Genomic DNA, 24338 nt, shown 5'->3' on the forward strand with positions numbered 1-24338 from the left:
TGCTGTTCTCGGGATGTGGCCCAAGTACACAAGGCGTGCTCCACCTGGTGCAGTCACCGAAACCATGAAGGAGTTGGCTGGTCGCCCACCCGGTCTTGTAGATTCATATGAAAGAAGAGGATCAGGAACCTCTCCGCTTCCACCGGCCCCCCGCCGGCATTCCACCGGCAACAACGAGACAGATCGGCGACGAAGATGCGGCTGCGCGCCCTGCTGGAGTCCGATGCGCTGGGCCTTCGGCTGCTCGGCGGCGAGGACGAGCTCGACCGCACCGTACGCGGTGTGATGACCACCGACCTGCGGGACCCCAGCCGCTACCTCTCCGGCGGCGAGCTGGTCCTGACGGGTCTGGCCTGGCGGCGCACGGGCGAGGACTCCGAGCCGTTCGTCCGCATCCTGGCCCAGGCGCAGGTCGCGGGGCTCGCGGCGGGCGAGGCCGAGCTGGGCGACATCCCTGACGACCTCGTCAGGGCGTGCCTGCGGCACCGGCTGCCGCTGTTCGCGGTCAACGAGGACGTCGCGTTCGCGACGATCACCGAGCACGTGGTGCGCCAGGTCTCGGGCGAGCGGGCGGGCGACCTGGCCGCCGTCGTCGACCGGCACCGCAGGCTGATGACGTCGGGCCCGGCGGGCGGCGGCCCCGACGTGGTCCTGGACCTCCTCGGCAGCGACCTGGACCTGCGCGCCTGGGTGCTCTCGCCGACCGGACGGCAGATCGCGGGCGCGGGCCAGACGGCCCTGCCGGGGCCCGTGGCCGCCGCCCTGGCGGGCGAGCACCTGGCGGCGAGCCGCACCGGGCGCAGGGGGCCGCACCGGGCGACGGCGGGCGGCACCACGTACTCCCTCTTCCCGATCCGCAACAACGGCAGGGGCGCGACGCACGCGTCCCGCGACATCCGCGAGACGGTCCTCTCCGACTGGCTGCTCGCGGTGGAGGCCGACGCCTCCGACTGGCCCGCGGCCCGGCTCGACCTGCTCCAGGGCGTGACCCAGCTGATCGCGGTCGAGCGGGACCGGCGCGACGCGGCCCGCACCGTGCGCCGCAGGCTCGCCCAGGAGGTCCTGGAGCTGGTCCAGACGGGCGCGGCGCCCGCCGAGATCGCGGCGCGCCTGCGGGTCGCGGCCCCCGTGCTGCTGCCCGGCCTCGGCACGGCGCCGCACTGGCAGGTCGTCGTGGCCCGGGTGGACTGGGCCGCCGCCGACGGCGTCACGGAGGTGCCCGGCGGGCCCGTCGCCCAGGCGCTGCTCGAAGAGGTGCTGGTCGACCCGGCCGTGACGGGCTCCGACTCCTCCGACCGGATCGCCGTCGCCCACTCGGGGGACGAGGCGATCGCGCTCGTACCGCTGCCCGCGACGGCCCCCGCCCCCCTCGACCCGGCCGGCCAGGACCACGGGGCCGGCGGACCGGGCGGGGGGCTGCACGCGGACGCGCTGCTCGCCGCGGTGCGCGAGCCGCTGTCGGCGGGGCTCGCCGACGACGGGCGCCTCACGCTCGGCGTGAGCGCGGCCGTGCACTCCGCCGAGGGGCTGCGCGGGGCGCTGGAAGAGGCCAGGCACGCCCGCCGGGTGGCGGCGGCGCGGCCGGGCCGGGTCTGCGCGGCGGGCCACCACGAGCTGGCCTCGCACGTCCTGCTGCTGCCCTTCGTCCCGGACGACGTGCGCCGCGCCTTCACCGCGCGCCTGCTCGACCCGCTGCGCGACTACGACCGCCGCCACCGCGCGGAACTCATCCCGACCCTGGAGGCGTTCCTCGACTGCGACGGCTCGTGGACCCGCTGCGCGACGCGGCTCCACCTGCACGTGAACACCCTGCGCTACCGGGTGGGCCGCATCGAGCAGTTGACGGGCCGTGACCTGTCGCGCCTGGAGGACAAGCTGGACTTCTTCCTGGCGCTGCGCATGAGTTGACGCCCCCGGGAGGCGGTTGGGCGCACCCGGAACGGACCCGGTCGAAACGGTCTTCGTCAGCGGGGCGTTCGGCGCTTCACCCGGGGCGATATCCGGCCGCCCGGCGAGGCTTTCGCGCCACGCCGGGCCGGAGGGACGCCGCCCGTCCGTCGGTCGGAGACGGCGTTACGGGCCGGCGCCCGCGGCCCCCTCGGAGGGCGCCGCGGGGCCGTCCGCCCGGGTCAAGCGCACCCGCACCCGCCCGCGCGCCCGGCCGACGCGGCCCGCCGTCGAACTCCCCGGCTTCCCGCGGCGGATGCCGAAGGCCATGGATCCGACGCCCGGTCAACCGGCAGCACTCCCCCAGGGTTTGTGAATTTTTTCACCCGTCCCCTTGGCCGGGCGCCCCAATCCGTGCTGAGATTCGCCTGACTCACCGCACTCAACAGCACAATGGCGCGCTCGGGGAGGGCAATGTGGCGCATTCCGCCATGTCTGGTTCTGGGTCAGATGCCGGGTCCGACGACGGGCCAGGGCCCGGTTCCGGACCCGGCCCCGGATCCGCTGCCGATGCGACTCCCACCGCGAGCGCGGACGGCGATCCCCCGCTCCAGACCGCGGTGTGGCGGCTGAGGTCGCGGGCGTGCTGGACGGACGCGGCGGCCCTGTTGGAACCGTACGCGGCGAGCGACCCCGCCCTCGCCCTCCAGCGCTCCTCCCTCCTCACCGAGCGCTGCCTCTACACCGAGCGCGGCTGGACGGAGGCGGAGGACGCGCTGCGCACCGCCGAGGCGGTGGCCCAGTCCGACGAGGAGCGCGGCGCCGCGGCCTGTGAGCGCGGCCAACTCGCCTACACCTCCACGCTGTTGAAGGTGCGCGACCGGACCGACGAGGCGCGGGCCGCGCTCGGCAGGGCGGCGGCGCTGCTCGCCCCCAACACACCGGGACGCCCGCTCCTGGACTTCCGCCGGGGCCTGATCGCGGAGAACCTCGCGGGGGCGGCGGACTCGGCGCGGGCGGCGTACCGCCGGGCGCACGCCGGGGCGACGGCCCAGGGCGACACCCTGCTCCTCTCCTTCACCTGGCGCCACCTCGCGTCCCTGTCGCTGCGCGCGGGCGAGATGGCGGAGGCGCGGCACGGCTTCGCGGAGTCGCTGCGGATACGGGAGGAGATGGGGTTCCTGGTCGGCACCGCGCCCGCGCTGATCGCCCTCGCGGAGGCGGAGCCGGAGGAGGCGGAGGCGCGGAGGCTGCGGGCGGAGGCGTCGCGGTTGTTCCGCCTGCTGGGCGGGGTCCCGACCTGGCTCTCGGCGAGGCTCGCACCGGCGACGTGAGGCGCGCGGGGGCGGCGCCGCCAAGGGGGCGGCCGTCGGGTCCCGTTGCCCGGGGTGCGGGTTCCGCTGCGCGGGGTGCGGGTTCCGCTGCGCGGGCGGGCCCCCTCCCCGCCCCTTCCCGAAACCCTGCCGGGGGCGCCAGAAGACCGCGCAGTTCCCCGCGCCCCCGAAGGGGCGCGGGGAACTGCGCGAGAGTGGGGCACACGCCGAGCACGCCCACGGACCCCGAGCGGGCTCGCCCCCCTCCCCCTCTCACCCGCCCCCGGGCAACGCCTTCCTGTTCGTGTGGACCGCTTCCGCCGCAGGGCCGATCCGCGCCGCCTCGTACCGCGCCAGCGCCTCCCCCACCCCGTCGCCCCCGCCGCCCACCGCCCCCGCCAGGGCCCCCGCGTCGGCGACCGCCAACGACCCCCCGTTCGCACCGGTCGGGCAGACCGGATGCGCCGCGTCGCCGAGCAGCGTCACCCTCCCCCGGCCCCACCGGTCCAACGGGTCCCGATCGGCCATCGGGTGTTCGAGGATCCGCCCGCTCCCCGCCACCAGCCCGGCGACGTCCACGCCGAGCCCGGCCAGCGACCAGCCCGCCAGCTGCGGCAGCACGTCGTCGGCGTGCGCCTCCCGGTTCCACCCCGCACCCTCGATCAGCGGTCCGGCCCCCGCCTCCCGCACCGTGCAGACCCAGTTGACCAGCGGGCGCCGCGCCGAGACCGGGTAGGCGACGAACCGCACGTTCCCCCCGTCGTACGCGATGACCACCGACCGCCCGGTCAGGAACCGCTCCGCCTCGGCGACGCCCCGCCACAGCCGGACGCCCGACCACCGCATCGCCCCCTCCCCCGGATGCAGCCGCGCCCGCACCACCGAACGGACCCCGTCCGCGCCGATCAGCGCGGCGGCGTCCGCCGTGGAACGCAGCCCGGTGGCCCGGTCGGTGACCGTGTACCGCACCCCGCCCCCGCGCTCGTCGCCCCCGTACTCGTCGAAGGTCTCCAGCCTCGTGCCCGTCCGCACCGCGCCCGCGCCGAGCCGGTCCCGTACCGCCGCCAGCAGCAGGAGTCGCAGCTCGCCCCGGTGAAGGCCGTACTGCGGCCACGCGCACCCGGCGGCGGCGCCGCGCGGTTCGGTGCGCAGGCGCCGCCCCCGGTGGTCGGTGTACACGTGCTCGACGGCCACCGCCCCGGCCGACGCGAGCGCTTCGCCGAGGCCGAGCGCGGTCAACTCCCCCACGGCGTACGGCTGGAGGGTGATGCCCGCCCCCGGCGGGGCCACCTCCCCGGCCCGCTCGACGACGGTCGTCCGCACACCACGCGCGTGCAGGGCGAGCGCGGCGGTCAGGCCGCCGATCCCGGCGCCCACGACGGCGATCTCTCGGTCCGTTCCCATGGGGGCACTCTCCGGCCGGGCGCGGCCAGAAGTCCAAGCACCGCTCCTACTGCCAAGTATTCTCCGCGGTTATGGAGTTGCGACAGCTCGAATACCTGCTGGCCGTGGCCGAAGAGGCCAGCTTCACCAGGGCCGCCGCGCGGCTGCACGTCACCCAGCCGGGAGTCAGCTCCCAGATACGGCAGTTGGAGCGCGAGCTGGGCCACCCCCTCCTGGACCGCTCCGGCCGCACCGTGCGGCTCACCGAGGTCGGCGCGACGGTCGCGCGGTACGCGCGGACCGCGCTCGCCGCGGTGGCGGGCGCGCGGGCCGCGGTGGACGAGCACGCCGGGCTGCTGCGCGGCCGGGTCGCCGTCGGCACGGTCACCTCCTCGTCGTCCGCCGTCGACCTGCCCGGCCTGTTCGCGGCGTTCCACCGCGCCCACCCCGCCGTGGAGATCAGCCTCTCCGAGTCCAGCTCGGACGAGATCACCGCGGCGCTGGCGGCCGGGCGCCTGGACGTCGCGGTCATCGCCCCGGCCGCCGCTCCCCCGCCGGGCCTCGGCCTCCAAGTCATCGCGGACGAGCAGCTGGTGGCGGCCGTGGCCGTCCGCGACCCGCTGGCCGCCGCCGGGCGCGAGAGCGTGCCGCTGACCGAGCTGGCCGACCGTCCGCTGATCACCTTCACCCGCTCGACGGGCACCAGGGAGGCCGTCGACACGGCGTGCGCGGCCGCCGGCTTCCGGCCCCGCGTCGCCTTCGAAGCCGGGGACCCGCACACCCTGGCCCGGCTCGCGGCGCTCGGCCTGGGCGTGGCGATCCTGCCGGAGCCGTACGCCCATGACCACCCCGCGGACCTGCATGTACTGTTCACTCACCCCGCCGTGCGCGGACGTCTCGCCCTGGCGTGGAGGTCGGCGGGGACGCAGAGTCCGGCGGCACGGGCCTTCACCGCCCTTGCCCGAACCACCCTGGGGACCATCGCATGACCTCGACACCACCGATCACCACCGCTCGACACGCCTTCTTCGACGCGCAGTTCGGGCTCACCGGCCGCACCGCGCTGGTCACCGGCGGCAGTTCGGGCATCGGCCGCGCCGTCGCGGAGGCACTGGCCGCCGCGGGCGCCCGCGTCGTGGTCGTCGCGCGCCGCGAGGAGCCGCTGCGCGAGACGGTCGACGCCCTGCGCGCGGCGGGCCACGAGGCCGCGTACGTCAGCGCCGACCTGGGCGACCGCGCCGCGCTGCGCGAGGCGGCCGACGCGGCGGCCGAGCCGTTCGGCGAGCCTGACGTCCTGGTCACGGCGGCGGGCGTCAACCTCCGCCCGCCGCTCGACGAGCTCTCCGACGACGACTGGGACACCACGCTCGCGGTCAACCTGGACGGGCCCTTCCTGCTCGGGCAGCGGTTCGGCGCGGCGATGGCGCGGCGCGGCTGGGGCCGGATCGTGCACCTGGCGTCGCAGCAGTCGATCCGCGCCTTCGGCAACAGCGGGGCGTACGGCGTGTCCAAGGCCGGGATCTCGGCGCTGGCCCGCTCCCAGGCGGAGGCGTGGTCGCGGCACGGGGTCTGCGTCAACGCCATCGCGCCCGGCTTCGTCCGCACGCCGCTGACGAAGCCGGTCTTCGACGACCCGGCGCGCGTGGCGGCGCTGGCGGCGCGCACGATGGCGGGGCGCAACGGCGAGCTGGCGGACTTCGTAGGGGTTTCGGTCTTCCTTGCGAGCGATTCGGCCCGTTACGTGACGGGGCAGACGCTCTTCGTGGACGGCGGCTTCTCGGCGACGTGACCCCCCGGACGGCGGGGCCGGGGACCGCGGGGCCCGGGACCGTGCGCGCTGGGACCACCCGTCCGCACTAGTGACCCGACGTGAAGTGTTCCCGTACGAGGGACTGCACCACCGGCAGGTCCCGGGCGACCAGCGCGTCCAGCAGCGCGGAGTGCTCGGCCGCGTCGGCCACCAGGTCGGCGCGGCGCGGCGCGGGGGCCGCGGCGAGCGGCCACTGCGAGCGGCGGTGCAGGTCGTCGGCGACGAGCACGAGCTGTTCGTTGCCCGCGAGCGCGAGGACGGCCCGGTGGAAGGCGCGGTCGCTCTCGGCGTAGTCGGCGCGGTCGCCCACGGCCGCCGCCGCGGCCGTCGCCTCGGCGAGGGGGCGCAGCGCGGCCCAGCTCTCGGCGGGGACGGTGCGGGCCAGCTTGAGCATCACGGGCACCTCTATGAGGGCGCGTATCTCCGCCAGCTCGGCGAGCTCCACGGCGCTGCGCACGGTCACCCGGAAGCCCCGGTTGGGCACGACCTCGACGGCGCCCTCGCGGGCGAGCTGCTGCATGGCCTCGCGGACGGGGGTCGCCGAGACGCCGAAGCGGGCGCCGAGCGCGGGGCCCGAGTAGACCTCGCCGGGCGCCAGCTCGCCCGAGACCAGGGCGGCGCGCAGCGCGTCGAGTATCTGGGTGCGCACGGAGTGGCGCTGGACGACGGCGCGGGGCGCGGCGGGCTCGCTGTGGGTGTGCTCCCCGCGCGCCTGCTCGGGCACCCGTGCCCTGATCTGCTCCACCCCGAACCCTCCCGGCATGCTGTATCCCATATGCACCATAGGCGGCCGCGGCTGGAGTTCAAACATCGAGCGCGTCGGGTAAGGTAAGGCTTACCTGCAAACGATCGTGATTCGGTGGTCCCTGCATGACCGTCCACACCCTGTCGGCGTCCCCCCTCGCGGACGCGTACGCGCGCCTGGCCGAAGTCTTCCCCGGGCTGCGCATAGAGGTGCTGGGCTCCGGCGTGCGGGCGCCCGGCGGGGCCGGCTGGGTCGGCGCGGACGAGCTGGCCGCCGGGGGCGCGGGCCTCGACGCCTTCCTCGCCTGGGACGAGGCACAGGTGCTGCGGGACTACGGACAGCGGGCCAGGCCCGACGTCGTCGCCAGCTTCGGGCTGCACCGCTACGCCTGGCCCGCCTGCCTGCTGGTGACCGTGCCGTGGTTCCTGCACCGCAGGGTGCCGCGGGTGCCGGTCGAGAACGTCGCGTTCCAGCGGACGCTCGGCCGGATGGCCGTACGCGTCACGGAATTCTCCTGCCTGCCGGGCGACCCGGCCGCGGCGCTGCCCGGCGCCCGCGTCGTGCCGGACGAGGCGGCGCTGCGCGCCGAGGTGCTGGCGGCGGTCGCCGAGCACATCGGCCCGGTCCTGGACGGCTTCGGCCCCCGCATGCGGCGCGGCAAGCGCGCCCTGTGGGGCATGGCGACCGACGAGGTCGTCGAGGGGCTCTGGTACGTCGCGCACCTGCTGGGCGAGGAGCGCAGGGCGATGGCCGAGCTGGAGACGCTGCTGCCCGGCACGACGAAGCCGTACGTGGGCTCGGCGGGCTTCCGCGAGCTGACGGGACCCGCCGGCGAGAGCCTGCCGACCCGGGACCGCGCGAGCTGCTGCCTGTACTACACGCTGCGCCCGGACGACACGTGCGTGACGTGCCCGCGCACCTGTGACGCGGAGCGGGTCCGCAAGCTCACCGCGGCGTAACGGTTCACCTCGGGTCCGCGGGCGCGCGCGGGAGGCGCGCGACCCCCGGGACCGGCCTTCGCATTCGTACGCAACCCCCGTTTCCCGCCCGCCAGTTCGACGCATTCGCACCTATCCGAATGTCCGGCTGCCCCTTTGGCGTTCTCTTGCCCCGAAACCCCCTGCATCGCTGCCCCGCTGGGCCACTATGGCGGCCAAACCGCCCGACAAGGCCCTACCGCGAAGCACATGCAAGGGACACCGCACATGAGACTGACCGACATATCGCTGGATTGGCTGCTCCCGGGCGCCGTACTGCTCGCGGGGGTCATGGCGGCGGTGGCGGTGGTCGCCCGCGGCAAGCGCCACGCCGACAAGACCGCGGCCGACGACTCCTCGTGGGAACGCAGCGAGGAGCGCAGACGACGCAAGGAGGCCATCTACGGCATCGCCTCGTACCTCCTCCTCTTCTGCTGCGCCGCCGTCGCCGCGGCCCTCTCCTTCCACGGACTCGTGGGATTCGGCCGGCAGAACCTCAACCTCTCCGGGGGCTGGGAGTACCTCGTGCCGTTCGGACTCGACGGCGCCGCGATGTTCTCCTCGGTGCTCGCGGTCCGCGAGGCCAGCCACGGTGACGCGGCACTCGGTTCGCGGCTGCTGGTGTGGACGTTCGCCGGGGCCGCCGCCTGGTTCAACTGGGTTCACGCACCGAGGGGGTTGGGACACGCGGGCGCTCCGCAGTTCTTCGCGGGGATGTCGCTGAGCGCGGCCGTGCTCTTCGACCGCGCGCTGAAGCAGACCCGCAGGGCCGCGCTGCGCGAGCAGGGCCTGGTGCCCCGCCCGCTGCCGCAGATCCGGATCGTACGGTGGCTGAGGGCACCCCGGGAGACCTTCGGCGCCTGGTCGCTGATGCTCCTCGAAGGCGTCCGCACCCTGGACGAAGCGGTCGACGAGGTCCGCGAGGACCGGCGCGAGAAGGAGCAGAACCGCCACCGCAGGCGGGAGCAGGAGAAGTTGGACCGGGCCCAGATCAAGGCCCTCAACCGTCAGCACCGGGCCTGGGGGCTCGGCAGGGGCGGACGCCAGGTGGACGTACAGGGCATTGCCCCGACAGCGAGCTCCGCGCAGACAGTCGCGGAGCCTGCCATAGCGGAACAGGGACAACTGCCCCTCCGCGCCAGGCCATCGCTCCAAGCCGTGAACGGTACTCACTCGAAGGAAAGGACCCGGACGGTCGACCTCACGGCTGAGGACGACACCCAAGCACTGCCGCGGCTCGACTCCCTGGAGCAGAAGCTCAAGGACCTTGAGCAGCAGTTCGGCTGACGCCCCGTCAGCCTGCCGAGCCGACGGGCCCGGCCCGGGTCACGCCTGGGCCGGGCCCTCGCAGTTCAGCTCGAACCAGACGACCTTGCCGATGCCGTGCGACCTGACCCCCCAGGCGTCCGCGAGGCTCTGCACCAGGACGAGACCTCTTCCGTGGGTGCCGTCCCCCGCTCCCGCCGCGGCCTCGTGCACCTTCGGCAGTACGCCGATGAAGTCCCGCACCTCCACGCGCAGCCGCTCGTCCACCACCGTCGCCGTCACCACCGCCCCGCGGTCGGTGTGCACCAGCGCGTTGGTCACCAGCTCGCTCGTCAGCAGCTCCGCCACGTCCACCGGCCCGTCCCCGCCCCAGTGGTCAAGCAACTCCCTCAGCGCTCCCCGCACTTCGGGCACCGCCGACAGGTCTGCGTGTCCCAGCCTGCGGCGCAGCATCGTCCGCCGCCCCGCGCGCACCTCCTCCGGTTCCCGGGATGCTCCGCTCATCACGGACCCGACCCCTCCTTGACGCTCTGTCATAGCCCCCACCCGCACGACGGTCTCTGCCCTGTTGCCTCGAACGTGCTCACGGAATGCATGCCCCGAGGGCCCGCCGCCACTCATGCCGTTTCACCGGTCGGTGACCACGGATGCACGCGACGTCACGGGAGGAGCCGGTCAGCGGCCGCTGCGCCCCCACCGGCACCGCGCGCGGGACGCGATGACCGCGCGGTGCGGTTCCGACCGCCGACGCGCGCCTGCGGACATCGCCGTACGCAACGGAGTCGGGCTACTACAGACCGCGTACGTTCCTCAGGTTGGAGCGGGCCATCTGGACCATGCGGCCGACCCCGCCGTCCAGCACGATCTTCCCCGCCGAGAGCGCGAATCCCGCGACCATGTCCGCCTTGATCTTCGGCGGGATGGAGAGCGCGTTCGGATCGGTGACCACGTCCACCAGCGCGGGCCCCTTGTGCCGGAACGCCTCCTTGAGGGCGCCCGCGAGCTGCTTGGGCTTCTCGACCCGCACGCCGTAGGCGCCCGCCGCGCGGGCGATCGCGGCGAAGTCCGGGTTGTGGTTGGTGGTGCCGTACGACGGCAGGCCCGCGACCAGCATCTCCAGCTCGACCATGCCCAGCGACGAGTTGTTGAAGAGCACGATCTTCACGGGCAGGTCGTACTGGACGAGGGTGAGGAAGTCCCCCATCAGCATGGTGAATCCGCCGTCGCCGCAGAGCGCGACGACCTGGCGGTTCCGGTCGGTGAACTGCGCGCCGATCGCCATCGGCATGGCGTTGGCCATCGAGCCGTGCGTGAACGAGCCGATGACGCGCCGCCTGCCGTTGGGCGTGAGGTAGCGGGCCGCCCAGACGTTGCACATGCCCGTGTCGACCGTGAAGACCGTGTCCGCGTCGGCGAGTTCGTCGACCACCGACGCGACGTACTCCGGGTGGATCGGGACGTGCTTCTCCACCTTCCTGGTGTACGCCTTGACGACGCCCTCCAGCGCGTCGGCGTGCTTCTTCAGCATCTTGTCGAGGAAGCGGCGGTCGGACTTGGCCGCGACCCGGGGCGTGAGGCAGCGCAGCGTCTCGCGCACGTCGCCCCACACGGCGAGCTCCAACGCGGCGCGCCTGCCCAGGCGTTCGGGCCTGATGTCCACCTGGACGGTCTTCACGTCGTCGGGCAGGAAGGCGTTGTACGGGAAGTCGGTGCCCAGCAGGATCAGCAGGTCGCACTCGTGGGTGGCCTCGTACGCCGCGCCGTAGCCGAGCAGCCCGCTCATCCCGACGTCGTAGGGATTGTCGTACTGGATCCACTCCTTGCCGCGCAGTGCGTGGCCGACGGGTGCCTTGACGCGTTCGGCGAACTCCATCACCTCGGCGTGCGCGCCCGCCGTGCCGCTGCCGCAGAACAGCGTGACGCGCTTCGCCCCGTCGACCAGCCGGACCAGCTTCTCGATCTCGGCGTCGCCCGGCCGCACCGAGGGCAGCGTCGTCACCAGGTCGTGCTCCGCCGCGTCCGCCGCCTTCTGCGGCGCCTCCTCGGCCGCCACGTCGCCGGGGAGCGAGACGACGCTCACCCCGCCCCGGCCGACGGCGTGCTGGATCGCCGTCCGCAGGACGCGGGGCATCTGCTTCGGGCTGGAGATCAGTTCGCTGTAGTGACTGCACTCGCGGAACAGCTGGTCGGGGTGGGTCTCCTGGAAGTAGCCCGTGCCGATCTCGGACGACGGGATGTGCGAGGCCAGGGCGAGGACCGGGGCCATGGAGCGGTGCGCGTCGTACAGGCCGTTGATGAGGTGCAGGTTCCCCGGGCCGCAGGAGCCCGCGCACGCCGCGAGCTTCCCCGTGACCTGCGCCTCGGCGCCCGCCGCGAACGCGGCGACCTCCTCGTGGCGCACCTGGATCCACTCGATGGCGGAGTTGCGGCGGATGGCGTCGACGACGGGGTTGAGGCTGTCGCCGACGACTCCGTACAGCCGCTCCACTCCCGCGCGGGTCAGGATGTCGACGAACTGCTCCGCTACGTTCTGCTTGGCCATGGGTCCATCAACCCACAGCCCGTACGGTTACGCCTCCCAGACCGCGGCCCCCGTACGGTCGTCGGCGTACCCCTTCACCCGCAGCGTCACGTCCGCGAGGAACCCCGCGAGCCCCGGCGGCTCCCCCGGGCTCCAGCGGTCCACCAGCTCCTTGGCGAGCGCGGACTCGCCGCGCAGCGGCTCGGCCAGGCCCGAGCTGCACAGCAGCAGCGTGTCGCCCGGCCGGGCGACGGACGCCCGGAAGCGGAACGGCTCGGCGGGCGGCGGCAGCGGGCCCTCGATGTACGGCGCGCCGGGCGAGGTGATGCCCAGGTCCATCGTCAGCCGGTCGCCGGCGGCGGTCTCGCTGGGCGCGCCGCCGAAGCCCACGACCGGCTCGCCGCTGAGCGCGGCGGGCTCCGGGACCAGCGGTTCCAGGTCCTGGAAGGTGCCGTCGCGCAGCCGGAACAGCCCCCCGCCGCCGACGCCGAAGAACACCCGGGTGCGGCACGCGGGGTCGGCGGAGAGCAGCAGGCAGCGCAGGCTCGCGGTGTACTCGCCCGGCTCGGCGCCCAGCTCCGCGGCGCGCGCCCTGAGCTTGCCGTAGCTGCGGTCGGTGAGGCGGTGCAGCCCCGACTTGAGGTCGCCCCTGCGGCCCGCCCTTATGTCGTCGGCCAGCCGGACGTGGCTGCGGCCCACGGCGCCGCCGAGGTGGCGGCAGATGTCGGCGGCGGCGAGGTGCGCGGTGTCGGCGGCGCGGGCGCCGCTGGCCACGGCGACCAGCACGAGCGCGGCGTCGCCCGTGCCGAAGCGGGCGGTGAGCAGGGCGTCGCGGCGGGGTTCGCCCCGGTAGCGCGCAGAGTCGCCGCGCACGGACGCGGCGCGCAGGGTGTACGTGCCGTACTTGGCGCCGTCGAGGACGGTGTCGGCGACGAGCGAGCCCAGTTGGTCGGGCCCGACGGAGGGCAGCGCGGTCGGCTCGGCGTCGTAGGTGGGCGGCCCGTCGCCCACGTAGTCGACAAGGGTGGGCGCCGGAGCGGGGGCGGGGGCGGGCGGGGGCGCAGGGGCCGGGGCGCTCGGGGCCGGGGCGGTCGGAGCGGTCGGGGCCGGGGCTGAGGCTTCCTGGCTCGGGGGCGGGGGCGCGGGGGGCGGTGCGGTCACGGGCGCGTGCGCCGCCGTGGGGGGCGCTGGTGGTCCTGAGGGCGCGGACGGTCCGGGGCGCGCGGACGGCCCGGGGGGCGCGGAGGGTCCGGGGGGTGCGGAGGGTCCGGGGGGCGTGCGGGGCGCGGGAGGCGCCTGGGCACCGGGCGGGATCGGAGCGGCGGGCGGGGCCGAGGCGCTGGACGGGATCGGGGCGGCGGGGGCGGTGGGTGGCGCGGTGGGGGCCGTCGGCGGGACCTGGACCGTCGGGGGCGCCTGGGCGGCCCGGGGCGCCGGGGCCGTGGAGGGCGCCGGGGCCTTCGGGGGCGGGGCGGGGGCCGTGGACGGGGCCGGGGGCGCCTCGCGCCGGGGTTCCGCCGCGCGGGGCGGCGCCACGGGCGGGGCGGGCGCCTCCCGGCGCGAAGGCGCGTCCGGGGCTTCCCGGTGCGGGGCCGCGCCCGGGGCTTCCCGGCGCTGAGGCGATTCCGGCGCCTCCCCGCGCGGGGGCTTGTCCCCGGACGTTCCGGGGCCCGGCGGGCGGGGCGACTCGGCCTGCGGGCGCGGTGGCGCGGAGCGCCGGGGCGCTTCGGGCGGCTGCGGCCCGGTCGGGAACGTGCGGGGCCGCACCTCCGTCGTGGGCGGCTCCCACGGCGCTCTGTCCACCAGTCGGGCCTCGCGCTCGAATGCCGGGCGCTGCCCGGGGACGGTGGGCGGCGCCTCGGGGGGCGCCGCGTCCTGTGGCTCCGGCTCCGCCGGACTCAGCGCCTGCGTCGCCGAGTCGAAGCGGTCGTCGATGGTGTCGCCGTACTCGGGGGCGGAGTCGTCCTCGTACAGCCGACTCCACCAGTCGTCCTCGTTGGCGGTGCGCCTCTCCCCCTGCTGACTCATGCCCTTATTGTCCACCGCACGGGCCGTACGAAAACGGGGCAAGCCGAAAAAGAGGTCCGCCGGGCGACCCCACCCCCCACGGGAAGGACGCCCGGCGGACCGGTCGGGTGCGCTCAGCGCACGGCGTATGCGCTGGTCACGGTCTGGATCACGGAGTTGCCGCGGGAATCGGTCAACTCGGTGCGCAGCGTGACCTGTCTGCCGTCCGCGCCCGCGTGGTTCACGGTCGCCGTCCAGACTCCGGACAGCCGGGCGGTCTTCGCCCCGGTCCAGGTCTCGCCGCCGTCGTAGGAGTACGAGAGCTTCGCCGCGGTCAGGGTGCCGGGCTGGTAGCCCGCGTGCCCCGTGGCGGTCAGCCGGATGTGCTGGCCGTCCGCGGCCGGGAGGGTCTTGAGACCGTCCTCGTCGAAAGAGTAGCCCGGGAACAGCAGCGGGAGACCCTGCGATGCGGTGTTTTCATCGAGCGCGGAGCGGAACCGCCAGCTCGTCCCGGTCTGTGTGGAGCGCTTCCAGACCCGGCTGGGGATGCCGAACTTCATCGTGTTCAGGGTCAGTTCGTACGCCCCGTCCTCGGCCGGGACCTCGAACACGCCGTACGGGTAGGAGCTCCGGCCGATCTCCTCGCCGTTCCGCTTGAGGACCGTGCTGCCGATGTCGCCGAACGAGCCCGCGTCGCCCGCGCGTTCGGAGTCCGACCAGAAGGCCGGGGCGAAGCCCAGCACGTTCCCCTGCCGCTCGCCCGCGAGACCGGCCTTGCCTTCGGCGTCGCGCGGGGCGCCCGGGGCGACCACCCCGCCGTACCAGGTCTCGTTCCGCTTCTGGCCCGCGCGGTAGACGCGGCGCTGGTCGGTCAGCAGTTCGCCGTAGGGGAAGCTGGAGGAGACCAGGTGGTCCCAGCCCGCGCCACCGGGCGTGTAGAACTCCGTGCGGCTGGAGGGGGCCTTGACCACGTCGAGTCCGGATGCTGAGACGGTGGAGCCGCCGGGGCCCGGGGTGAGCAGCAGGTCGACGTAGTCGGTGGCGACGCCCATCGCGCGGTACGTCGAGGCGTTGCGTGCCAGGCGCGCGTCGCGGACGCGGTAGGTGCGCGCGGAGGTGACGGGGCCGCCCTCGGGGAACGCGAGGTTGTAGACGTACGGGCTGCTGGCCGTGGCCTTCCAGCGCAGCGTCACCTCCCCCGTGGCGAGCGCGTCGGCGAGCCGCTTCGCCTCGGCGGCCTCCAGGGTGAGGATCGGCAGCGGTCCGCCGGTGAAGCCCGCGGTGGCCAGCCAGCGGCCGGGGGCGGCGCGGTGCAGGAGCAGCGCGGTGGCGCCCGCCGCCTTCGCGGCCTCGGCCTGCGCGGTGATGCCGCCCTCTGCGGGGGCGCGGACCAGGGCGATGCGGCCCTTGGCCCCGGCCGCGGCCAGTTCCTCGGGGGTTCCGTCGCCCGCGTCGACGAGGCGGGCCGCGCCGGTGCCGTCGAGGTTCTCCGAGCCGCCGCTCACGACGACGGGGTGCAGTTCGGGGCCGCCCGCGACGCGCAGGCTCTCGATCTGCGGCGCGTAGGCGCGCCAGTAGCTGGCGAACTCGAACGAGCCGTCCTTCGCGCGCCCTTGGACGTCGGCGTAGTACGTGGCGAGGCGGTTGCCCGAGATGGATCCGGCGTGCAGCCAGGTGTCGTCCCAGGTGCGGCCGAAGGCGAGGGTGGCGGTGCGGGTCTCGGTGGGCCGGTCGTCGGTGCGGACGGCCAGCCGGTGCGCCTTGCGGGCGTCCAGGACGAGGGTGGTGTCCTTCGTGAGGTCGAACTGGGGCCTGGCGAGGTAGCCGAGCGTCAGGTCGGGCGACTCGACGAAGCTGGAGACGAAGTACGCGCCGGGGCGCAGCCGGTAGACCTGGTCGGTGGCGCCCTCGTTGAAGCGGCGCTCGCCGCTCGCGGTGTCGGTGCCGATGACGTCGAGCGAGGAGGGGCCGTCGGCGGGCCTGCCCGTGCGGTCGATCAGCTTCACGCGGAGCGTGACGGTCCTGGGCTCGACATAGAGCGAGAAGGGCGTGGTGACGCGGACGCCGCGCGCGGTGGCGACGACGCGTCCCGTCACGTCGCCGTACTGGGCGGACGTGAGGCGGGCGGCCGGGTCCAGGGCGAGCGGGACCTCGACGGTGGCGCCCGCGGGGACGGTGACGGTGCGCTCGGCGAGGCGGGCGACGGTGGAGCGGACGCGGCTGCCGTCGTTGCCTGTGACGTCCTCGACGGCGAGGCCCAGCGTGACGGGCCTGGCGCCCGAGTTGGTGTACGGGACGCGGACCGTGGTGCGGTCGCTGGTGTCCTGCGGCCAGTTGAAGGTGCCGCCCTGGAGTGCGGGGGCGCCGGTGACGGTCGTGTCGATCGCGGCCTTCACGTCGAGGCGGCCCGCGCCCGTCCGGCGGACGTCGCCCGGGGTGCGGGCGGCGGACGAGACCAGGGCCGCCTTCAACTGCTGTGCGGTCCAGTCGGGGTGACGCTGCTTCAGGATCGCGGCGGCGCCCGCGACGTGCGGGGTGGCCATCGACGTACCGGACATGGACTGGTAGGCGTCCTTGCCCCGGCCGCCCGCTGCCGCCGCCGAGATGGCGACGCCGGGCGCGGCGATCTCGGGCTTCAGCGTGCGGCCCGCGTCGATGGCGGGGCCCGCGCTGGAGAACGGCGCGGTGGTGTCGTCGCGGTCGACGGCGCCTACGGTCAGCACGCTCGGCGCGCAGCCCGGCGAGGAGACGGTGTTGAGGGAGGGGCCCGCGTTCCCCGCGGCGACGACGAACAACGTGCCCTTGGACCGGGCGAGTTCCTCGGCGGCGACGCTCATCGGGTCGGTGCAGTCGGTGGGTTCGGGCGAGCCGAGGCTCATCGAGACCACGTCGGCGCCGCTGTCGACGGCCCACTGCATGCCGGCGATGATCCAGGAGGTCTCGCCGTATCCGGAGTCGTTGAGGACCTTGCCGTTGAGGAGGTCGGCGCCGGGGGCGACGCCCTTCTTCCTGCCGCCGCTGGCCGCACCCGAGCCGCCCACGGTGGAGATGGTGTGGGTGCCGTGGCCCTGGAGGTCGTCGGTGGAGTCGGAGTCGGTGAAGTTCTTCTGGGCGGTGACGCGGCCCTTGAGGTCGGGGTGTTCGGCGTCGGCCCCGGTGTCGAGGACGGCGACCTTGGTGCCCTTGCCGTCGTATCCGGCGGCCCAGGCGGCCGGCGCGCCGACCTGCTTCGTCGACTGGTCGAGGGTGGCCTTGACCTTGCGGTCGAGCCAGAGCTTGACGGGCCGCGGAGCGGCGCTCGCGCGGGCGGCCCCGGCGCCCGTGACGTCGGCCCAGAAGTCGGCGGCCTTCTTCTTGTCGGCCTTGAGGGCGACGCCGCCGACGGCGGGCAGGGCGAGGCCCCGGGTGGCGCCGCGCGGGGCGGCCGGGGCGAGGCGGGCGGCGGGCGCGCCGTAGACGGCGATCAGCGGGAGGGTCTTGGTGTGCGCGTCGTCGTAGCCCTGCCGGATCAGGCCGGTGACGTTGAAGAGTTCGTGGTCGACCCGCCCGGCCGCGAGGGCGGAGACCGCGCCTTCGGGGTAGACGTACAGGTTCCGTCCGTTCTGCCGGGTCTGTACGCGGGGCAGGGTGCCGTCCTCGCGGGGCAGCGGGGTCGCGGTGGCCGCGCCCGTACCGTCCCCGGTGACCAGGACGGTGTCGCCCGTGACGAGGGTGACGGTGACGGGCCGCGGGTCCGCCTTCCGGCTCGCCCCGCTGCCGGCGATCGGTCTCTTGTCCGGCTCCGACGGCTCGCCGGCCGTGGCCGGGGCGACCGCGGTGACGGCCAGGACGGCGGCGGTGGCCACGCCCAGGGCCGTGCGCGATATAGGACGCATCGCTCTCCCCAAAGAAGGCTCAAGATGTGCAGGTTGGTGGTTCTTTCCGCTGGTGGTGCGTGGTGCGGGGTGGTGCTGCGGTGGCGCCACCTTGGCAGAGGTACGGGGGGTGCGGGGATGATGTCGGCGGCGGGTTTGTGCCGTGGCCTGTTTCCGCCACGGCGGACCACGGTGAAAGTGGAGGGTGGGGATCCAGGGGTGCTCGGAGCGATAGGGCTCGACGAACGACAGGAGTCCGCCTACCGCGCGCTCGTCGCGGTGGGGGCTGCCGAGGTGTCCGATCTGGCGCACCGGCTGGAGCTCCCGGAGCGGGACACGGAGCACGCGCTGCGGCGGCTGGAGCGGCGCGGTCTCGCCGCGCAGTCGTCGGCGCGGACCGGCCGGTGGGTGGCGGCGCCGCCCGGGGTGGCGCTGGGCGCGCTGCTGACGCAGCAGCGGCACGAGTTGGAGCAGGCGGAGCTGGCGGCGGCGCTCTTGTCGGAGGAGTACCGGGCGGAGGCGCCGGAGACGGCCGTGCACGACCTGGTCGAGGTCGTCACGGGCGCGAGCGCGGTGGCGCACCGCTTCGTCCAGCTCCAGCTGGGGGCGGTGGAGGAGGTGTGCGCGCTGGTCACGGGCCGGCCGCAGGTGGTCTCGGGTACGGAGAACGACACCGAGGCGCTGGTGACGGCGCGCGGGGTGGAGTACCGGGTGGTGATCGAGCGCGAGGTGCTCGAACTCCCGTCGGGGATCGTGGAGGTGACGGCCGCGCTGGGGCGCGACGAGCGGGTGCGGGTGGTGGACCGGGTGCCGACGAAGCTGGTCGTCGCGGACCGCTCGCTCGCGATGGTGCCGCTCAAGGGGCGGGGCGCGGAGCACGTGGCGCTCGTGGTGCACGCGAGCGGGCTGCTGGAGTCGCTGACCGGCCTGTTCGAGGCGGTGTGGCGGGAGGCCGTGCCGGTGCGGCTGGGCGGCGGGGGGCTGCCGTGCCCGGCGGAGGACGGGACGGGGCCCGACGCGACGGATCTGGAGATCCTGTCGCTGCTGCTGGCGGGGATGACGGACACGAGCGTCGCGAAGCAGTTGGACCTGGGGTTGCGGACGGTGCAGCGGCGGGTGAAGGGGTTGATGGAGCGGGCGGGGGTGGCGACGCGGCTTCAGCTGGGGTGGCACGCGTACGAGCGCGGGTGGGTCACGCGGTAGGGCTCCGCCCGGGGTACGGGGGGCGGGCCCCGTACCCCGGGGGCCGTGCGGGGGCGGTGGGTACGTGCGGCGTGTGCCCCGCTCCCGCTCACCCCCACCTCACCGCCCCCGCCCACGCGCCCACCACCAGCAGGCATGCCATCAGTTCCACCAGGACCGACCTGCCGCCGGTCCGCAGCCAGCTCCTCGTGGACGCCCAGCCCGCGCCGTGCCCGCCCAGGCGGACGCGTTCCGCCGCGTACGTGCCGCCCACGTACCCCAGCACCCCGCCCACCACGGGCAGCACGAAGAACCCCGCGATCCCGGCGACCCCGCCGATCAGCGCCGAGCGCCGCGGCGCCCCCGCCTCCCTGGGTCTGCCGCGCGGCAGCAGCCGCTGCACCGCCAGGTTCAGCAGCAGCGTCCCCGTCGCGCCGATCAGGATCCACCAGGAGAGGGACGACGCGTCCGACCGCGACTCCAGCGCCCACCACAGCACCGCCGCCCAGACGATGGCCTGCCCCGGCACCCCGGGGACCAGGACGCCGAGCAGCCCGAGGAGCATCACGACTCCGACCAGGGCGAGCTGCCAGTCACTCATCTGACAAGGGTGCGGGACGGGGACCGGTCCCGCCTGTCAGAGCGCCCCGCGCCCCGCGACGAGCGCCAGGTGTCCGGCGGCGTACGAGCGCCACGGACGCCACCCCTCGGGCCCCGGCCCCACGTCCGGGTCCCCCAGCGCCCGCATCCTGATCAGCGCCGCCGTCCCCGGTGCCACGCCCGCCGCGATCAGTTCGCGCTCCGCCGCCTCGCGGTCCGCGCCCGGGTCCAGGCGCACTGCGGTCAGGGGGGCGAGGGCGGGCACCTCTGCCAGGGCGTCCGGCGCGGGGAAGAGGTGGGTGAGGGTGCCGCAGGGCGTGTCCAGGGGCTTGCCGTACGCCGCCACGAGCCGCGCCGACTCGCCCGCGCCCGCCACCGCCCGTACCGCGAACTCCTGGGGGTCGGCCGCTCCGGGCGAGCGCAGCCCCGGCCTGGCGGCGACCAGCGGTGCCAGCTCGGGGTCGGCGCCCAGGCGCTCCGCGACCGCGTACGGGTCGGCGTCCAGGTCGAAGAGGCGCCGCAGCCGCCGGACGGCCGTGGTGAGGTCGCGCAGGTCGGTGAGGTGGACGCGGGCGTCCAGCCACGACCCGCCGGTCGCCCGCTCGTCGACGGCCGCGAGCCCCGACCCGTACGGGAGGCGCAGCGTGCGGCGGTAGGTGCGCGCGCCCGGCCCGCCGGCGACCTCCTCGATCCCCGGCAGGGCCTCGGCCGCGAGCAGGTCGAAGACCTCCCGGGCGGCGTACGGGCCCCGGTAGGCGAGCCGCAGCGGGACGCCCGAGGCCGCGCCCCCGGTGCCCGCCGCGGCGCCCGTGCCGGTCCCGGCCTCCGTGCGCAGTTCGCTGGGGGTGCGGGCGTAGATCTGGCGCACGGTGTCGTTGAACTGGCGCACGCTCGCGAAGCCCGCGGCGAACGCGATCTCGGTGACGGGCAGTGCCGTCGTCTGGAGCAGGACGCGCGCGGTGTGCGCCCGCTGGGCCCTGGCGAGCGCGATGGGCCCGGCGCCGACCTCGGCGTTGAGCTGGCGCTGGACCTGGCGGGGCGAGTAGCCGAGGCGCTGGGCGAGGCCGGGGACGCCCTCCCGGTCCACCACGCCGTCGTCGATCATGCGCATGGCACGGCCGACGACGTCCGCGCGGACGTTCCAGGCGGCGGAGCCCGGCACGGCGTCGGGGCGGCAGCGCCGGCACGCCCGGAAGCCGTTGCCCTGCGCGGCGGCCGCCGTCGGGAAGAAGCGGACGTTCTTCCGCTTCGGGGTGACGGCGGGGCAGCTCGGCCGGCAGTAGATGCCGGTGGTCGCGACGGCGAAGAAGAACTCTCCGTCGAAGCGCGCGTCGCGGCTGCTCACCGCCTCGTACCTGGTCTCTTCGTCCATCACACGGTCCAGTGTGCGCCTGGTGGCGCACACCGGCTCGCGGGATTCGGACGTCGCGCTCGCGGGCGGCTACCGCTGCCGTCCGCGCTTCAGCTCCATGGCCGCCCTGCCCTCGGCGCCCATCCGCTTCCAGTCCTTGAGCATCTCCTTGCGGATGCGGGCGTCGGTCTTGGCGACGATGCGCCGGTTCTCGCGCAGGAGCTTGCGGTAGCTCTCCAGCCGGCGCTCGGGCAGCGAGCCGTCCTCGATGGCGGCGAGGACGGCGCAGCCGGGCTCCGACTCGTGGGCGCAGTCGTGGAAGCGGCAGTCGGCGGCCAGTTCCTCGATCTCCGAGAAGACCTGGCCGACCCCGGCCTCGGCGTCGTACATGCCGACGCCGCGCAGCCCCGGGGTGTCGATCAGCACTCCCCCGCCCGGCATGACGAGGAGGTTGCGGGTGGTGGTGGTGTGGCGGCCCTTGCCGTCCACGTCACGGGTGGCTCGGACCTCCATGACGTCCTCGCCGAGCAGGGCGTTGGCGAGGGTGGACTTGCCCGCGCCCGAGGTGCCCAGGAGCACGCTCGTACCGCCGGAGACGACGGCGGAGAGGACGTCCATGCCGTCGCCGGTGTGCGAGGAGACGGGCAGCACCTGGACGCCGGGCGCGGTGGTCTCGACGTCCTCGACGAGGTACGAGAGGCCGGTGGCGTCGGGCACGAGGTCGCTCTTGGTGAGCACGACGAGCGGCTGCGCGCCGGACTCCCAGGCCAGGGCGAGGAACCGCTCGATGCGTCCGAGGTCCAGCTCGACGGCGAGCGAGACCGCGACGATCGCGTGGTCCACGTTGGCCGCGAGGATCTGCCCCTCGGAACGGGTGGAGGAGGTGGAGCGCACCATGGCCGTGCGGCGCGGGAGGTACGCCCGTACGTAGCGGGGGTCGCTGCCGACGGGGTCGACGGCGGCCCAGTCGCCGGTGCAGATCACCGCGAGCGGGTCGTGCGGGGTGACGAACGCGGTGTCGGCGCGGACGGGGCCCTCGGGGGTGACGAGGTCGCACTGTCCGCGGTCGACGCGCACGACGCGCCCGGGGAGCAGGCCCTGGGCGGCGTACGGAGCGAACTCGGCCTCCCAGTGCGCGTCCCAGCCGTGGGCGGCGAGGGCGGAGTCACCGGAGGTGGTGGAAGAAGAAGAACCGGTGTTGAGCGTGGTGTGGAACAAGGGGGACCCTTCGAAGGGTGGCCCCGGAACGAACGTGTCAGCCGGAGACCACAGGGGTGGGAACGTCGATGAACTCCTGAGTGCGGGCAGCGCCCGTCGCCGTGACAGTCATCAATGTCCTCACCTCCTGCTTCCGCTCTACGTGCTGTGGTTCGTGCGGCCCGGTGTGCCGGGTCGGCGGAGCGACCATACATCCGGTGCCGGGAGGCGCGCCAGGAGTTTTCCGCGGGGCCCGGCCCGCCGCCGGACCGTCACCGCTCGACCGGCAGGCCCGTGCCCTCCTTCACGCGCTTCATCACGATCTGCGAGTTCACCCCCGTCACCCCGTCCAGTGCCGTCAGCCGCTCGATCCACAGGCGTTCGTACGCGGCGAGGTCGGCGACCGCGATGCGCAGCAGGCAGCCGGGGCTGCCGAACAGCCGGTACGCCTCGATGACGTCCGGGATGTCGCGCAGCGCCTCCTCGAACGCCTCGACCGTCGCCCGGTCGCGCCTGACCTCGACGGAGACCAGCACCTCGAAGCCGCGGCCGACGGCCTCCGGGTCGATGACCGCGCGGTAGCCCTTGATGACGCCGTCCTGTTCGAGCTGGCGGACGCGGCGCAGGCAGGGGGACGGGCTGAGGCCCACGCGCTGGGCGAGTTCCTGGTTGCTGAGGCGGCCGTCCAGCTGGAGCTCGCGCAAGATGTGGCGGTCAATTCGGTCCATGACGCAATTTTGCACCACAGTGCCAGCCGTACCGGGGCTCGATTCGCAATCGGATTGCGCGCCTTCCCGCCTATCGTTGCGCCGGTGGAGAGACATATCACCCTCATCAGTACGGGCGGCACCATAGCCAGCCGCTGGCAGGGCACCGGCTACGCGGCCGACGCCTCCGGCGGCGACGTGCTGGCGGGCGCCGCGGTCCCGGACGGCGTCGTGGTCGACGTCGTGGACCTGTTCAACGTGAACAGCTCGCGGCTGACGTCCGCGCAGCAGCTCGAACTGCTGCGCGCGGTCGGCGCCGCGCTCGCCGACCCCCGGGTCGACGGCGTCGTGGTGACGCACGGGACCGACACCCTGGAGGAGTCGGCGTTCCTCCTCGACCTGCACCACGACGACCCGCGCCCCGTGGTGTTCACCGGCGCGCAGCGGCCGCTCGGCGCCGTCGACGGGGACGGTCCCGGCAACGTGTACGACGCGCTCCAGGTCGCCGCGACCGTGCGGGACCTCGGGGTGCTCGTGGTCTTCGACGGGCTCGTGCACGCGGCGCGCGGCACCGTGAAGACGCAGACCGTCGCGTCGCACCCGTTCACCGACCCGTCGGGCGACGGGGCGTTGGGGCGCCTCGGTTTCGGGCGGGTCGACCTGCGGGCGCGCCCCGAGCGGTCGGCGCCGCTGCCGCTGCCCGCCGTGCGGGGGCCGCTGCCCCGGGTGGACGTCGTGATGCACCACTGCGACGCGGACCCGCTGTTCGTGGAGACGGCCGTGGCGGCGGGCGCCCGGGGGCTCGTGCTGGTCGCGACCGGGGCGGGCAACGCCACGCCCCTGATGGTGGACGCGATCGCGGCGGCGGTGCGCGCGGGCGTGCTGGTCGCGGTGACCACGCGGGTGCCCGCGGGGCCCGTCTCGCCGATCTACACGGGCGGCGGGGCGGTGGACCTGGTGGCGGCGGGCGCCGTGCTCACGGGCACGCTGCGCGCGGGCCAGGCGCGGATCGCCGTGCTGGCGGCGCTGCTGGCCGACGTACCGCACGAGGAGCGGGCGGAGCTGCTGCGGCGGCTCGTCCTGGGAACCGCCTCCGGCGCGGCGGCCCCCGCGCGCGTGGGGGTCCCCGCGTGAGCGCCGGACACCCCGCCGGGCCGCCTGTCTGACGCTCGCGGAGCGCTGCGTCACGGGCATCACCGCCAACACCGAGCGGCTGCGCGCGACGGTGGAGAACTCCATCGGACTGGTGACGGCGCTCAATCCGCACATCGGGTGCGCGGCGGCCACCGAGATCGCCCAGGAGGCCCTGCGCACGGGGCGCGGGGTGGCCGAACTCGCGCTGGAGCGCGGCCTGTTGCCCGAGGACCTGCCGGCGGAGCTGCTCGCGGGCTGACGCCACGCATGAGGGAGGGGGGGGGGGGGGGGGCGGGGCCCCCCCCCCCCCGCCCCCGGGGGGGGGGGGGGGCCCCCGCGCGCCCCCCCCCCCCCCCCCCCCCCCCGCGGGGGGCGCGGCCCCCCCCCCCCCCCCCCCCGCGCGG

Annotated in this window: 18 protein-coding genes and 1 pseudogene; 9 read left to right on the forward strand and 10 right to left on the reverse strand. The window is 75.1% G+C overall.

The annotated features are described in order from the left end of the window. The first annotated feature begins 195 nt into the window (after nucleotides 1-195). Both ACIBNE_RS35755 and ACIBNE_RS35760 read left to right on the forward strand, forming a co-directional pair. The gene (locus tag ACIBNE_RS35755; protein WP_399279217.1) at nucleotides 196-1908 is read left to right on the forward strand and encodes a PucR family transcriptional regulator; all 1713 of its coding nucleotides are present in this window, start codon (nucleotides 196-198) and stop codon (nucleotides 1906-1908) included. A gap of 470 nt (nucleotides 1909-2378) precedes the next feature. After that, entirely contained in the window at nucleotides 2379-3221 is an 843-nt protein-coding gene (locus ACIBNE_RS35760) for a hypothetical protein (protein WP_399279219.1), read from the forward strand. A 252-nt stretch (nucleotides 3222-3473) separates the two neighbouring features. Here the strand turns inward: ACIBNE_RS35760 and ACIBNE_RS35765 are convergent, their stop codons facing one another. Next, entirely contained in the window at nucleotides 3474-4604 is a 1131-nt protein-coding gene (locus ACIBNE_RS35765; protein ID WP_399279221.1) for an FAD-dependent monooxygenase, read from the reverse strand. A 71-nt stretch (nucleotides 4605-4675) separates the two neighbouring features. On the opposite strand from ACIBNE_RS35765, the gene ACIBNE_RS35770 reads away from it, so the two are divergent. Together ACIBNE_RS35770 and ACIBNE_RS35775 are read left to right on the forward strand one after the other, a co-directional pair. Next, nucleotides 4676-5572 carry a LysR substrate-binding domain-containing protein gene (locus ACIBNE_RS35770; RefSeq protein ID WP_399279223.1) on the forward strand — a complete coding sequence of 299 codons (897 nt, stop codon included), beginning with the start codon at nucleotides 4676-4678 and terminating at the stop codon, nucleotides 5570-5572. Next, on the forward strand, nucleotides 5569-6372 hold the full coding sequence (locus tag ACIBNE_RS35775) for an SDR family NAD(P)-dependent oxidoreductase (protein ID WP_399279225.1): 804 nt from the start codon (nucleotides 5569-5571) through the stop codon (nucleotides 6370-6372). The genes ACIBNE_RS35770 and ACIBNE_RS35775 overlap by 4 nt, the downstream gene beginning before the upstream one ends. A 67-nt stretch (nucleotides 6373-6439) precedes the next feature. Here ACIBNE_RS35775 and ACIBNE_RS35780 read toward each other — a convergent pair whose 3' ends face one another. After that, the gene (locus ACIBNE_RS35780; RefSeq protein ID WP_399279227.1) at nucleotides 6440-7168 is read right to left on the reverse strand and encodes a GntR family transcriptional regulator; all 729 of its coding nucleotides are present in this window, start codon (nucleotides 7166-7168) and stop codon (nucleotides 6440-6442) included. Nucleotides 7169-7263: 95 nt separating this feature from the next. Between ACIBNE_RS35780 and ACIBNE_RS35785 the strand changes: the two genes are divergently transcribed. Then, nucleotides 7264-8097 carry a (2Fe-2S)-binding protein gene (locus tag ACIBNE_RS35785; RefSeq protein WP_399279229.1) on the forward strand — a complete coding sequence of 278 codons (834 nt, stop codon included), beginning with the start codon at nucleotides 7264-7266 and terminating at the stop codon, nucleotides 8095-8097. 246 nt (nucleotides 8098-8343) lie between these two features. Further along, nucleotides 8344-9402: a DUF2637 domain-containing protein gene (locus ACIBNE_RS35790; protein WP_399279231.1), complete on the forward strand. Its 1059-nt coding sequence runs from the start codon at nucleotides 8344-8346 to the stop codon at nucleotides 9400-9402. A gap of 39 nt (nucleotides 9403-9441) precedes the next feature. On the opposite strand, the gene ACIBNE_RS35795 is transcribed toward ACIBNE_RS35790, so the two are convergent. The 4 genes from ACIBNE_RS35795 to ACIBNE_RS35810 form a co-directional block, all read right to left on the reverse strand. Beyond that, nucleotides 9442-9885: an ATP-binding protein gene (locus ACIBNE_RS35795; RefSeq protein ID WP_399279233.1), complete on the reverse strand. Its 444-nt coding sequence runs from the start codon at nucleotides 9883-9885 to the stop codon at nucleotides 9442-9444. A gap of 286 nt (nucleotides 9886-10171) precedes the next feature. Next, nucleotides 10172-11923: a pyruvate dehydrogenase gene (locus ACIBNE_RS35800; RefSeq protein WP_399279235.1), complete on the reverse strand. Its 1752-nt coding sequence runs from the start codon at nucleotides 11921-11923 to the stop codon at nucleotides 10172-10174. A 27-nt stretch (nucleotides 11924-11950) separates the two neighbouring features. Beyond that, entirely contained in the window at nucleotides 11951-13930 is a 1980-nt protein-coding gene (locus ACIBNE_RS35805) for a protein phosphatase 2C domain-containing protein (RefSeq protein WP_399279237.1), read from the reverse strand. Nucleotides 13931-14043: 113 nt separating this feature from the next. Then, nucleotides 14044-17784, reverse strand: a complete 3741-nt coding sequence (locus ACIBNE_RS35810; protein ID WP_399279238.1) for a S8 family peptidase — start codon at nucleotides 17782-17784, stop codon at nucleotides 14044-14046. Nucleotides 17785-17982: 198 nt separating this feature from the next. On the opposite strand from ACIBNE_RS35810, the gene ACIBNE_RS35815 reads away from it, so the two are divergent. Further along, nucleotides 17983-18966 carry a helix-turn-helix domain-containing protein gene (locus ACIBNE_RS35815; RefSeq protein ID WP_399279240.1) on the forward strand — a complete coding sequence of 328 codons (984 nt, stop codon included), beginning with the start codon at nucleotides 17983-17985 and terminating at the stop codon, nucleotides 18964-18966. 88 nt (nucleotides 18967-19054) lie between these two features. On the opposite strand, the gene ACIBNE_RS35820 is transcribed toward ACIBNE_RS35815, so the two are convergent. From ACIBNE_RS35820 to ACIBNE_RS35835, 4 genes are all read right to left on the reverse strand, one after another. After that, nucleotides 19055-19546, reverse strand: a complete 492-nt coding sequence (locus ACIBNE_RS35820) for a DUF456 domain-containing protein (protein WP_399279242.1) — start codon at nucleotides 19544-19546, stop codon at nucleotides 19055-19057. 36 nt (nucleotides 19547-19582) lie between these two features. Beyond that, nucleotides 19583-20917: a DNA-3-methyladenine glycosylase 2 family protein gene (locus ACIBNE_RS35825; RefSeq protein WP_399279398.1), complete on the reverse strand. Its 1335-nt coding sequence runs from the start codon at nucleotides 20915-20917 to the stop codon at nucleotides 19583-19585. 69 nt (nucleotides 20918-20986) lie between these two features. Continuing rightward, the gene (gene rsgA / locus ACIBNE_RS35830) at nucleotides 20987-22114 is read right to left on the reverse strand and encodes a ribosome small subunit-dependent GTPase A (protein ID WP_399279244.1); all 1128 of its coding nucleotides are present in this window, start codon (nucleotides 22112-22114) and stop codon (nucleotides 20987-20989) included. A 251-nt stretch (nucleotides 22115-22365) separates the two neighbouring features. Then, nucleotides 22366-22821: an Lrp/AsnC family transcriptional regulator gene (locus tag ACIBNE_RS35835; protein ID WP_399279246.1), complete on the reverse strand. Its 456-nt coding sequence runs from the start codon at nucleotides 22819-22821 to the stop codon at nucleotides 22366-22368. 84 nt (nucleotides 22822-22905) lie between these two features. On the opposite strand from ACIBNE_RS35835, the gene ACIBNE_RS35840 reads away from it, so the two are divergent. Together ACIBNE_RS35840 and aspA are read left to right on the forward strand one after the other, a co-directional pair. Beyond that, nucleotides 22906-23934 carry an asparaginase gene (locus ACIBNE_RS35840; protein ID WP_399279248.1) on the forward strand — a complete coding sequence of 343 codons (1029 nt, stop codon included), beginning with the start codon at nucleotides 22906-22908 and terminating at the stop codon, nucleotides 23932-23934. Then, a pseudogene (gene aspA / locus ACIBNE_RS35845) lies at nucleotides 23933-24193 on the forward strand (aspartate ammonia-lyase); the annotation flags it as partial. The gene ACIBNE_RS35840 and the pseudogene aspA, both read left to right, overlap by 2 nt. Between the last annotated feature and the right edge of the window lie 145 nt (nucleotides 24194-24338).

The organism is Streptomyces sp. NPDC050504, from assembly GCF_044458065.1.
In the GTDB taxonomy this organism is placed as follows: Bacteria; Actinomycetota; Actinomycetes; order Streptomycetales; family Streptomycetaceae; genus Streptomyces.